Origin of the sequence: Asticcacaulis sp. W401b (assembly GCF_046503825.1) — a bacterium.
Lineage (GTDB): Bacteria > Pseudomonadota > Alphaproteobacteria > Caulobacterales > Caulobacteraceae > Asticcacaulis.
Window position 1 is genome coordinate 462,182 of record NZ_JBKFEE010000001.1, and the last position, 12,070, is coordinate 474,251.

Genomic DNA, 12,070 nt, shown 5'->3' on the forward strand with positions numbered 1-12,070 from the left:
TCCGAAAAAACCGAAAGGCTCACTCAAACAGATCACCGGTTGAGGGCGTCATCGTCCCATTGGCCGGTGGGTTCAGCCCCAGATGCATATAGGCCCGGGCGCAGGCCATGCGACCGCGCGGCGTCCGCTGGATAAAGCCCTGCTGCATCAGATAGGGCTCGATCATGTCTTCGACCGCGTCACGTGCCTCGGCAATGGCGGCGGCGATGGTTTCAAGCCCCACCGGCCCGCCATTGTAGTTTTCAATCATGGCGGTCAGGTAGCGGCGGTCGAGCTGATCGAGCCCCGACGGATCGACCTCCAGACGCGCCAGAGCGCGCGCGGCGACTTTTTTATCAATGATTTCGGCCCCTTCGGCAGTGGCGAAGTCGCGCACCCGGCGCAGCAGACGCCCGGCCACGCGCGGCGTTCCGCGCGAGCGCGAAGCGACCTCAAAAGCGCCGTCCTCACTCATCACCGCCCCCATCTTGCGCGCCGTCCCCATCACCACGCGCACCAGTTCTTCGGGCGTATAAAATTCCAGCCGCAGCGGGATGCCAAAGCGATCACGCAGGGGCTGCGACAACAGGCCCGCCCGTGTCGTCGCCCCCACCAGCGTAAACGGCACCAGATCGATTCGCACCGTGCGCGCTGCCGGCCCATCGCCAATGATCAGGTCCAGCACATAGTCTTCCATGGCCGGATAGAGGATTTCCTCGACCTGCGGGCTCAGGCGGTGGATTTCGTCGATAAACAGCACATCATTGGATTCAAGATTCGACAGAATGGCCGCCAGATCACCGGCCTTGGCCAGCATGGGGCCGGATGTCGCGCGAAACCCGACCTTCAATTCCTTGGCCACGATCTGCGCCAGCGTCGTCTTGCCCAGCCCCGGCGGGCCGTAGAACAGCACATGATCGAGCGCTTCCTTGCGCGCGGCGGCGGCCTGAACGAAGACCTTGAGATTGGCCTTGAGCGGGGCCTGCCCCACAAAGTCATCAAAGCTCTGCGGGCGCAGGGCGCGGTCCGAGGCAAAGGCCTCGACCTCGTCGTCCGTCGGTTCGCCGGAAATGATACGCGCCATGAGCTATCCTTAATAACGCGCGGCTTGATCCCAAAACCGCTTCACACTTTTGGGGCCGCGCTTAATTACTTACCAATCAACTTCAGAGACGCCCGGATCACCGCCGCCAGTTCGGCTTCGGGACCCAGTTCCTTCACCGCTGCCTCGACCGCCTGCCGCGACTGCGCTTCCGGGATACCCAGCCCCATCAGGGCCGCCACGCTCTCGCCATTGAGGCTGGCCGCCGGGCTCACCGAGGCCAGCACCGCGCCGGGGGCCATCGGCACAAAGGCTTCCCCGACCGCCAGCGCCTTACCTTTCAGTTCAATAACGATGCGCTGAGCCAGCTTGGGACCCACCCCGTTGGCCTTGTTGACCTTCGTCTTGTCCTCATGGGCTACCGCAATCGCCAGTTCGTGCGGCGTCAGTATGTCGAGCACCGACAGCGCCGCCTTGGGCCCCACCCCCTGCACGGTCAGCAACTGCTGAAACGTCTTGCGTTCGTCCTTCGACAGGAAGCCATACAGCCGCGTGCCGTCTTCGCGTGTCTGGCTTTCGATATGCAGGATCGTCTCCTGACCATTGCCGGGCAGGTTGGCCAGGGTGCGCACCCCGCACTTGACGATATAACCCACCCCCATGACCTCGATCACGGCTTCGTCGTCTTCGATTTCCAGCAGAATACCGCGCAACCGTCCGATCATGCCGCCGCCCCTTTTTTAGCTGGTCGCGCACCTGTTGCCGAAAACCGCTCCACACTTTTCGGGGTGCGCTCAAGAATCTTATGCTTGCGTTTGTGCGCGTGGGTCACCGCCACGGCCAGCGCATCGGCCATGTCCGCCGTCAGGCCGTTTTCCGCCGTCGCCGCACGTGGCAGCAGACGCTTGATCATAAACAGGATCTGATCCTTGTCAGCCCGCCCGGCACCCACCACGGATTTCTTGACGTCCAGCGCCGCGTATTCGGCAACGCTCAGGCCCGCCTGCGCCGGAGCCAGCATGGCGGCCGCACGCGCATGACCGAGTTTCAGCGTCGAGGCCGGGTTCATATTGACGAAGGTCTCTTCAATCGCGGCTTCCTGCGGACGATACTGAAGGATGACCTTGCCCAGCTCCTCGAACAGATAGAGCAAACGCACCGACAGTTCGGCCTTTTCATCCGGCAGGATGACGCCGTGCGCGACCCAGTTCAGCCGCGCCCCTTCGACGTCCAGAACGCCCCAGCCCAGACGGCGCAGGCCGGGGTCGAGACCGATAATGCGAATCCTGTTGTTCTGCATTCGTTCAGCATTACCCCTTCGCCGCCCCCCGCGCAATCGGCAATTCTTGCCGCCGGGGTTAACTGCTTTGAGCCGCCAAACCGTGGCGTGAAACCTGCACCCGCAGTCGAGAAACGAGCCCAAATCAGGCCTTGGCGCGCCTGCCTGCCTCAAACTGACGCAGGAAGCGATTGTCAAGAACACCGGCTTGGGGTTAAGGTTTGTTAGTGTATTCTTAATGGGGGTTATGGACATGGCGGCACATAAGGGTCATTCCCGCGCCAATGCAGGCCTGTTTATCGGTATTGCCATCGCCGCGGGGGCAGCGGTGGCATTCGCGCTGATCAACGGCGGTGCGCCTTTGTCTGCCGGGCTTTATCTTCCGGACTGGATCAACTGGGTACGCATCACGCCGTCCATGTCGGGCCTTCTGGCCCTGGGGCTGGTTGGCCTGCTGGTCGGGATCGTCGGCACGGTGGTCAGTCTGATGACGCCGGCGCGCAAAACCCCGGTCAAGCGCGCGCCCGCCAAAACCGTCGCCCCGGCACCCACTCCTGCCATCACAGCGGCGCCCGTCGCCGTCCCTGAGACTTCCGAGACGCCCGCGCCGGTGGCGCAACTGGTTGCCGACAATACGCGCAAGGCGTCTTTGCGCTTCGAGGCGCCGGTCGCCGCGGCCCCGCCGCCCGCGCCCGTCAGCGCCACACCTGAACCCGAAACGCCGACGCAACCGCTGCCCAGCGCCGAAATCATTCCGTTCCGCCCGGAGCCCGTGCTGGAAACCGCAGAGGTGGCTCCCCCTGAGCCGGTCGCAGAGACCACCGAACCGGCGACTATCGCCGAGCCCGCCGTGGACGAGACTCCGGCGATCTCTGGTGACCCCATCGCGGCGGCGCTGCTGCACGAAGGCCCCGAAGCGCGCACCGAACCTGAGGCCGCCCCGGATATCCATGCCGTTATCCATTCGGCCATGCGCTTTATCGACAGGCCTGATCCGACCTCGGTGACCAGCGTCGAGGAAGTCCACGCCGTGCGCACGCAGGAGGTTGATTCCGATGCTCCGCCACGCGCCGCGCAAACGGAGTCGCTGAGCGAGCGGATGCACGAGGCCCCGGTCGGCTCAACGGCCGAATACAAGGCCTTGTCAGAAGCCTTAGCCGACAACAACACCTTCGAAGACGCCACCCCCCTGCTCGACTCGGTGGTGCTGGAAACGACACCCGCCGAAGCCCTAGAGGCCATAGAGCCCGCGCCGGACGCCGAGCCTGTAAAGGAAAGCGCCGCCGCATCTGTGAACGCCACTGATCCGCAGGCCGAGATTGCGCGCGCCCTGACGGCAGCCCTCGCCCACTGGCCTGACGCCACGCGCGACATTGCCGAAGGCGAACTGCAGGTGCGCCTCAGTCAGCTCTATCACGACAACGCTCTGCAAAGCCGCGAAGCCTTTGCGCGCATCGCTCAGGGCGATCTGAGTGGCGGCGCGGCGGTAATGGCACAGGAGGCGCAGGCTTTTGCCGATGCCCGCCTGCCGGAAAAGGCCGCCGAACTGTGGCGCGTCTATGGGGCCCTGCATATGGGCCGCGACGATACGGCAGCCATGCACGCCTATGAACAGGTGTCGGCGCTGGATACGGCCGACGGCAACATTCATATGTATCTCATCCACCGCTACCGCATGGCCAATGAGACGGACAAGCTGTTGCCGGTCATCGGCCGGGCATTGGGGGTGGTGACCGACCGTGACACCCGCCTTGACCTGCTGACGCAATATGCCGAACTGACCCAGGCGGGCGGCCACCTCGGCCATACGGCGCAGGCGCTGGAGGAACTGAGCCGCATCCGGGGTGAATTGTCGGCCGAAGACCCTGACAATCTGCAAAAACGCTCGGCTCTGGCCATCGCCCTGGCCAAACAGGCGCAGGTGCGTGAACGGATGGGCGAAGGCCCGAAGGCGGCCCCGCTTTATCAGCACGCCCATCGCGTCTTTGCCGAGCTGTCGGCGCGCGTGCCGGATCATGCCGGATTGAAGGCCATGGCTGAAAACGCCCGTCGTGACGCCGAACGGCTGAGCGCCTGAAAACAGACGCACGTCTCTTCAAGGCACCTTGAAATCTTATAACTGAACACCGTATGGCGATGCGGCCAAAGCCGACTGTTCGGCTTCACTTTGATGAGTCTCGCCTGATGCCTGCCCTGCCCCCCGGTCTGATGACCGTGCTGTTGCTGATCGGTTCCAACATCTTCATGACCTTTGCCTGGTACGGGCACCTGAAGGTCAAGCACGAGAAGCTCTGGATCATCATTCTGGTCAGTTGGGGCATCGCCTTCTTTGAATACTGCCTGATGGTGCCGGCCAACCGCATCGGTTACGGCGTCTTTTCCGCGGCTCAGCTCAAGACCATTCAGGAGGTCATTACCCTGTCGGTATTTGTGCTGTTTTCGGTCTTCTATCTCGGCGAAGCCATCCGCTGGACGCACATTGCGGGTTTTGCGCTGATCGCACTGGGGGCCGGGTTCATCTTCTACAAAGGGTGATGCCGGGAAGCGACAGACGAAAAACGTCACATTCTAAAGCTTTGACTCAGGCGGCATCTGTGCCACTATAGGCGTTAACCATATTTTTAGCGGCGGCATTTCGAGGGATAGGTATGAAACGCGCATTGGTAATCATGGGGGGCGTTGCGCTGATGGGAGGGCTGTCGGCCTGTAGTCCCACGCCCCGTTACGACTATGTCGATGCCCGCACTCAGGCGCAGCGCGCCGACGCCTGCGTGGCGCAGTTTGAGCCCGACGGCACGGCGCCTCAGGTGATGACCTACGACTCGCAGAGCAAGACCGAAGTTCACCTGAATCAGGACGGCAAGCTGGTGACCGTCACGGCCCAGAACAAGCCGGACTCCACCTCACTGGGCATGGAAGGCAAGGTCGGTGGCTCACGCCCGGTGTCGTGCACCGATGCCACGGTGGCGCGTGGGCGTACCGATCTGCCGAAGGACCCGCCCAAGCGCGGCAATTGGTGGTGGAAATAGACTTCCGCCAGGACGGATTTCCGAAGCGCCCGGTGCCTGCCGGGCGCTTTTTTGTTACGCTGGATGGGCGAAAAAGACACGGTGCCCCGCTATACGGGCTCGGCAAAACTATCTAAGTGCTTTTTTATATATCCGGCGTGCATAAAGCGCGGTGCGGGTGTAGTCCCGGCATATTACGGTACTTACTGACAGGATAATCCCTTGCGTCTGGCGGCTCCTGCCTTGATGGCATTTACCTGCTTGGCAGGACAGGCGACGGCCCAGACACCCGCTCAGCCCGCGCCGGAGGCCAGCCCTGCGTCCACGCCGCCCGCGACGGACGCCCCGCTTACCGAGACGCCCATCATCAGCGATGACGACTTCGAAAAAGGCCTGCCGTCCCTGACCTCCCCGGCCATCAAGCCGCAATCCGTGACACCCGCTCCGACGACAGAAAAGCCCACCACACCGGTGATCACCGCGCCCGCCCCGGTTGCCGAAACGCTGGAACTGCCGCCGCTTAAGCCCGCCGAAGACCCGGCCCTGACCGCGGCCCTGCCGCCGCTCGACAGTTTCAACCCGCAGGCCGCGCCCGTCATCCTCAGCGAAAATCAGCAGGCGACCCCCGCCATCCGCTATGACCTGCACGTGGATGGTCTGGCGGCGCTTGATCTCGAAAACCGCTTCAAGGACCTGAGCGCCTTGGAATCCGGAAAAGGCAGCGCCGCCAATGCTGCCATGCTGCGCGCCCGCCTGACCGAGGATGAGCAGACCGCACTGCGCCTGCTGAAAGGCGAAGGCTATTACGACGCGGTGGTGGTGGCGCGCATCGAGGCCCCCATCCTGCAACCGGGCGAGAGCCTTCAGGACGCCACCGGCCGCACGCAGGGCCGGGTTCAGGTGCGCGTCTCGGCGCGCGCCGGGGAACGCTACAGCCTGTCTTCCGTCACGGTGAAGGCCGACCCAACCGAGCCGCCGACCCTGATTGCCGACAATCTGCCGCTAAAGGTCGGCGATCCGGTGGACGCCACCCTGATCAAATCCGCCGAAGCCAATCTGGCGCTGGTCCTGCCGCAACAGGGCTATCCGTTTGCCGATCTGGGGATGCGCGACGTGCTGATCGACCCGCAGACGCGCACGGGCGACTACACCCTGCCCGTCACCACTGGCCCGCGCGCCCGCTTTGGGACCATTCGTTCGGAAGGCCAGCGTCAGGCCTTTGGCGACGATCATGTGCGCGTCCTGTCGCGTTTCGACAGCGGCGACCTGTACGACAGCCGTCAGGTGGACGATCTGCGTCAGGCCCTGTCGGCCACCGGCCTGTTTGCCTCGGTGGCGGTCGAACCGGTCCTGACCGAACAAAAGAACCCGGATGGCACGGCGGTCGTCGATCTCAAGGTCACGCAGAACGCCGGACGCCCGCGCACACTGGCCGGCGATATCGGCTTTTCCACCGGTCAGGGTCTGCGCACCGAACTGAACTGGACGCACCGCAATTTCCGCCCGCCCGAAGGGGCGCTGATCGCCTCGGTCATCGCCGGGACGCAGGAACAGGGCCTTGGCGTCACCTTCCGCCGCTCCAACGCCAAACGCCGCGACCGCACCTTTCAGTATGGCGCGGCCTTCAATAATCAGGCCTACGATTCCTACGAAGCCCAGACCGTGTCGTTCAGCGTGAACGTGTCGCGCGTATCGACACCTTTGTGGCAGAAGCGCTGGACCTGGTCCTACGGGGCCGAGGTGCTGGCGACGCGCGAAACCGGCTTTTCCAAACGCCGCAACGCCAATGTGCAGGATGACTACTTCTACGCCTCCGTGCCGATGAAGCTGAATTACGACCGCTCGGACAATCTGCTCAATCCGGTGCGGGGCTGGCGCGCCGGTGTGCAATCGACGCCGACCGTGTCGCTCAATGGCGGGGCGGGCAACTTTATTGCCAATGTCGGCAGCGCCACCTTTTACCGTCAGGTCAGCCCGAAGGTTGTGCTGGCGGCGCGGGCGCAACTTGCCTCTATCTACGGGGCGGAAACCTCCAATATCGCGCCGTCACGACGCCTTTATGCCGGGGGCGGCGGCTCGGTACGCGGCTTCGGCTATCAGGAGCTGGGGCCGCGCGACCCGGCCAATAACAACAACCCCATCGGCGGGCGCTCCTCGGTCGAACTGGCCTTTGAAGCGCGCTATCGCATGGGCAATATCGGCATTGTGCCGTTCGTCGATGCCGGTCAGGTCTATGACAAGGAATTCCCGCAGTTTTCCGACCTGCGTTTTGGCGTCGGCGTCGGGGCGCGCTACTATACCAATTTCGGGCCCATCCGCATCGACATCGCCACGCCGATCTCACGCCGCGATGGGGAATCGCCCGTCTCCCTCTATGTCGGCATCGGGCAGGCCTTCTGATGACACAGGACCCGACACCCGACACGCCTGAAACCGCCAAAGCGGCAATAGAGACGCAAGACCACGCGCGTCCGGAAAGGGGCGACGACCTGCCGCCGCCGGAGCGTCCGGCCCCGGTGCGTAAGCCGTTTGCGTGGCGCAAGGCGCTGCTGTGGGCGGGCGGTGCGGTGGGCGGGCTGCTGGTGCTGGGCGGGATCGGCGTGGCGGCGCTCGATAGCGCGCCGGGCAAGCGGTTTATCGTTTCGCAAATCACCGGCCTTAAGCCTGATAATGGTCTGAGGATCGGTGTCGGGCGCATCGACGGCTCGATCTATGGCGATTTCACCGTCCACGACCTGACCCTGTCCGATGCGCAGGGCGTCTTCCTCAAAAGCCCGGCGGTGCGGCTCAACTGGCGACCCTTTGGGTTGCTGAGCAAGCATCTGGATGTGCGCGAACTGTCGTCGCCGCGCGTCGAGTGGCTGCGGCAACCCGCCCTGAGCGAAACGGCCAAGACCACGCCGTCCGAACCCTTCACCCTGCCCGACCTGCGCATCGACGCCGAAAAGGTCGATATCAAGGCCCTCTATCTGGCCCCGGCGGTGACCGGAGACGCCCAGAACCTGACGCTTAGCGGCACCGCCCATCTGAAAAACAAGCGCGCTCTAGTTGACGCGCGTTTGAGCGGCGACCGTGGCGACCGCGCCGTCCTGAAACTCGATGCGCAGCCCGATGCCAACCGCTTTGACCTGAATGCAGCGGTCGATGCCCCAAAAGGTGGCGCCATCACGGGACTGGCCAGATTGGAGACGCCCCTGACCCTGCGGCTGGAGGGTAAGGGCGACTGGAAAGCATGGAACGGTCGCCTCAGCGGCATGGCGGGGGATCAGGCGCTGGCCGATCTGAGCCTGACGGCGCGCGACGGCCTGTTCGGTGTGAAGGGCACGGCGCGACCGCAGGCCCTTGTGCCATCGCTGTCGGACATGCTGTCCCCGGCCGTCCGTGTCGATCTTTCGACGACGTTCAAGGACCGCGTCGCCGATGGCACCCTGTCTCTCGCCGCCGATGCCCTGACGCTGAACGCCAAGGGCCGCGTCGATCTGGGAAAAGGGGCGTTCGGTGATCTGACGATCAATGCCGCCCTGCTCAAACCCGCCAATATCGCCAAAGGCCTGAATAGCAAGGATATTTTGGCGACGCTGCGTCTGGATGGGGCGTTCAAACGCCCCCTGATTGACTATAAACTGTCGGCCGGGAGCATCGGCTTTAACGATGTGGTGGTGCATCAACTCCGCGCCGAAGGTAAATCGCGCCTCGATGGCGACCATATCCTGATCCCGGTCAAGGCTTCGGCCAGGCACATGACGGGGCTCAATGCCGCCGCAGAGTCGTTAGTCAGCAATATCACCATTAATGGCGATCTGGCCTGGTCGGACGGCCTGATCCTGTCGGACAATCTCAAAATCCGTTCGGACAAGATCAATGGCACGGCTATTATCCTCGCCCAGCCGTCGGAAGGCCGTTACGAGGGCGCCCTTAAGGGGCGTATCAATCAGTATCTGGTCGATGGGATCGGCCTGTTCAACCTGATGATCGACGCCGATCTGCGTCAGCTCAAGGCCGGCGGCTTCGGCATTGTGGGCAAGGTCGATGGCGAAAGCCTGCGCCTCGACAATGGCGGCCTGAAGTCGTTTTTCGGCGGCAATTTCAAGTTTTCCGGCGCGATGAACACCACCGCCAATGGCGACGTCATCCTGCAACGCCTGACCCTGACGGCACCCGATTTCCGCCTGACCTCGGCCAGCGGTCGTCTGTCGAAAGGGCGGCTGGATTTCAAACTGGCGGCGCAGTCGGCCAAGTACGGCCCGTTGAGCGCCGACGCCGGGGGAACGCTGAAAGCTCCCACCCTGACTCTGCGCGCGGAAAAGCCCGGTCTGGGGCTGGGTCTGCAACAGGTGGTGGCGCACATCAATAGCACGCCGCAGGGCTATGCCATCACGGCCGAAGGCGGCTCGCAATACGGCCCTCTGAAGGCCGATGTGCTGGTGCTGAAAAGCGACGGCCCGCTGACCATCGACGTGCGCACGGCGCAGGTGGCGGGTTTCAGCGCGCAGGGCCGCTTGGTGCAATCGGCCAGTGGCCCCTTCACGGGCACGCTGAACCTGACCGGGCGCGGGATCAACGGCACGGCGCGTCTGCTGGCCTTTGACGCCGTGCAGGGGGCTCAGGTCTCGGCCCGCGCCAACAATGCCCTGCTGCCCGGCGAAGCCGAAATCCGCATCGGGCGCGCCATTATCGAAGCCACGGCCCGCCTTGACGAACAGCCGACGATCAAGGGCGATGTGCAACTGGCCGACGTGGTCTATGGCCAGAACTACGTCGAAAAGGCCCGCGCCCGCATCGACCTCAAAGGCATGCGCGGCACGGTGCAGATGATCGCCAATGGCGACGCCGGCACGTCGTTCAATCTGGCGGCCAACGCGCAGGTGTCGCCCGATGACGCCGTGATTGCCCTGTCCGGTCGCGCCGGTCAGGTGCCGTTTGCGCTGGAACGCCCCGCCCGCGTCGTGCGTCAGGGCGCGGACTGGGTGCTGACCCCGGCGGTGCTGATGACGGCGCAGGGCAAGGTCAATCTGGCCGGACGTTTTGGCGAGGTCCTCCGCGCGCAGGCGCAGTTTGATCGCTTCGACCTCAGCATCCTCAACATTATCGACCCCAATCTGGGGGTCAATGGCACGGTGTCCGGCGGGCTCGACTACACCCAGCGCGGTAAGGCCTTCCCGCAGGCCCAGATGCAGCTTACCTTCGACAATCTGACGCGCACCACCATTGCCCGCGTTTCGACGCCCCTCGATATCCAGATGCAGGCCAGCATCAGTGAAACCCGCTCCGAAGCGCGCGGCCTGCTGCGGCAGGGCACGGCCGATATCGGCCGCTTCACACTCAGCATCGACCCACGCGGTGATGGCGCGTGGACGCAGCAATTGCAAAACGGCGCCGTCTCCGGCGGCCTGCGCTTCAACGGACCGTCCAGCGTGCTGTTCTCACTCGCTGGCCTTGGCGATCAGCAGATGACTGGCAATGTGGCGCTGGCCGCCGATCTGTCGGGCACGCTGCGCCAGCCGCGGCTCAATGGTCTGGTGCGCGGCAACGGCCTGGTGTACGAACACCTGACCTTCGGCACGCGCATCAGCGATATCGCGCTGGAAGGCCGCTTCTCCAACGACCGGCTGGAACTGCAAAAGTTCGAAGGCCGCGCCGGAGACGGCCGCGTGTCGGCCACCGGCTTTGTGGGCTTAAGCGCCGACGACAACTTTCCGCTCAAGTTGAATGCCAAGCTGGACAATGCGCGTTTGGCGGCGTCGGACGCGCTGGCCTCGACCGTGTCGGGTACGCTCGATGTCACCAATGATGCCCAGAACGGCCCGTGGATACGCGGCAATCTTAATTTGCCGCAATTCCGTTATCAGGTGGTGTTTCAGGGGGCGTCCAAGGTCGATGAGCTGGAGGGCGTGCGCATCAAGGGCGCGCGTATCGAGCCGCGTAAGACGAGCCGTGTCGCCCCCACCCTGTGGAATCTTGATATCCGCCTTCGCGCCGATAACCAGATCTTCGTTTCCGGTATGGGGCTGGAATCGGAATGGAAGATGAACCTCAACGTCGGCGGCACCACGCGCGACCCGCGCGTTGTGGGGCGGCTCAATGCCCTGCGCGGTACCTATGCCTTCTCCGGGCGCGAGTTTGACATCGACAAGGGCGAGATCATCTTCGATGGCGGCAGCCTGAACAATCCGGAAATCGCCCTGACCGCGACGACCAAGGTCGATGACATCACCGGCACTATCGGCGTGTCGGGCCGCGCCCAGAACCCGCAGATCGCCTTTGGCTCCACCCCGGCCCTGCCGCAGGACGAGGTGCTGTCGCGCCTGCTGTTCGGCGAAAATGTCGCCAACCTGTCGGCGACGCAGGCTCTGCAACTGGCGGCCTCGCTTCAGGCGCTTCAGGGGGGCGGCGGGCTTAACCCGCTGGGTAAGCTGCGTTCGGTGACCGGTATTGACCGCCTGCGCGTGCTGGGGGCCGATGCCTCGACCGGCCGTGGCACGGCGCTGGCGGCGGGTCAGTACCTGACCAACGACATCTATGTCGAGATCGTCACCGATACGCGCGGCTTCACAGCCACGCAGGTCGAGATCGCCCTGTCGCGCGTCCTGTCGGTGCTGACACAGGTCGGCTCCACGACGGGCACCAGCGTCAATCTCCGATACTCGCGGGACTATTAGCGGGGTAATTTCTCAAAATTATTCCGCTCAAACCAAAGCTGGCTTCTTATGTTTCTGTCAGAAACATAAGAAGCCAGCCTTTCCTAAATGATCCTGCCATTGT

The 12,070-nt window shown here is 63.7% G+C and carries 8 protein-coding genes; 5 read left to right on the forward strand and 3 right to left on the reverse strand.

What is annotated here, in order from left to right:
• Window positions 1-19: 19 nt before the first annotated feature.
• The 3 genes from ruvB to ruvC all read right to left on the reverse strand — a co-directional run bounded on the left by ruvB (window position 20) and on the right by ruvC (window position 2,321).
• A complete protein-coding gene (gene ruvB, locus ACK8OE_RS02185) occupies window positions 20-1,063 on the reverse strand; it encodes a Holliday junction branch migration DNA helicase RuvB (protein WP_410271196.1) in 1,044 nt (347 codons plus the stop codon).
• Window positions 1,064-1,128: 65 nt separating this feature from the next.
• Window positions 1,129-1,746 (reverse strand): Holliday junction branch migration protein RuvA, encoded by a 618-nt coding sequence (ruvA, locus tag ACK8OE_RS02190; RefSeq protein ID WP_290794459.1) that lies wholly within the window; start codon window positions 1,744-1,746, stop codon window positions 1,129-1,131.
• Window positions 1,743-2,321: a crossover junction endodeoxyribonuclease RuvC gene (gene ruvC, locus ACK8OE_RS02195; protein WP_290794462.1), complete on the reverse strand. Its 579-nt coding sequence runs from the start codon at window positions 2,319-2,321 to the stop codon at window positions 1,743-1,745. The genes ruvA and ruvC overlap by 4 nt, the downstream gene beginning before the upstream one ends.
• Window positions 2,322-2,553: 232 nt before the next feature.
• On the opposite strand from ruvC, the gene ACK8OE_RS02200 reads away from it, so the two are divergent.
• From ACK8OE_RS02200 to ACK8OE_RS02220, 5 genes are all read left to right on the forward strand, one after another.
• Window positions 2,554-4,377 (forward strand): hypothetical protein, encoded by a 1,824-nt coding sequence (locus ACK8OE_RS02200; RefSeq protein WP_410271197.1) that lies wholly within the window; start codon window positions 2,554-2,556, stop codon window positions 4,375-4,377.
• Window positions 4,378-4,484: 107 nt separating this feature from the next.
• Window positions 4,485-4,835 (forward strand): DMT family protein, encoded by a 351-nt coding sequence (locus tag ACK8OE_RS02205; RefSeq protein ID WP_290794468.1) that lies wholly within the window; start codon window positions 4,485-4,487, stop codon window positions 4,833-4,835.
• Window positions 4,836-4,948: 113 nt separating this feature from the next.
• Window positions 4,949-5,329 carry a hypothetical protein gene (locus ACK8OE_RS02210; protein ID WP_290794471.1) on the forward strand — a complete coding sequence of 127 codons (381 nt, stop codon included), beginning with the start codon at window positions 4,949-4,951 and terminating at the stop codon, window positions 5,327-5,329.
• A 225-nt stretch (window positions 5,330-5,554) separates the two neighbouring features.
• On the forward strand, window positions 5,555-7,708 hold the full coding sequence (locus tag ACK8OE_RS02215) for a BamA/TamA family outer membrane protein (protein ID WP_410271198.1): 2,154 nt from the start codon (window positions 5,555-5,557) through the stop codon (window positions 7,706-7,708).
• Complete coding sequence (locus ACK8OE_RS02220) at window positions 7,708-11,967, forward strand: translocation/assembly module TamB domain-containing protein (RefSeq protein ID WP_410271199.1); 4,260 nt, start codon at window positions 7,708-7,710, stop codon at window positions 11,965-11,967. Before ACK8OE_RS02215 ends, ACK8OE_RS02220 begins: the two co-directional genes overlap by 1 nt.
• Window positions 11,968-12,070: the final 103 nt, after the last annotated feature.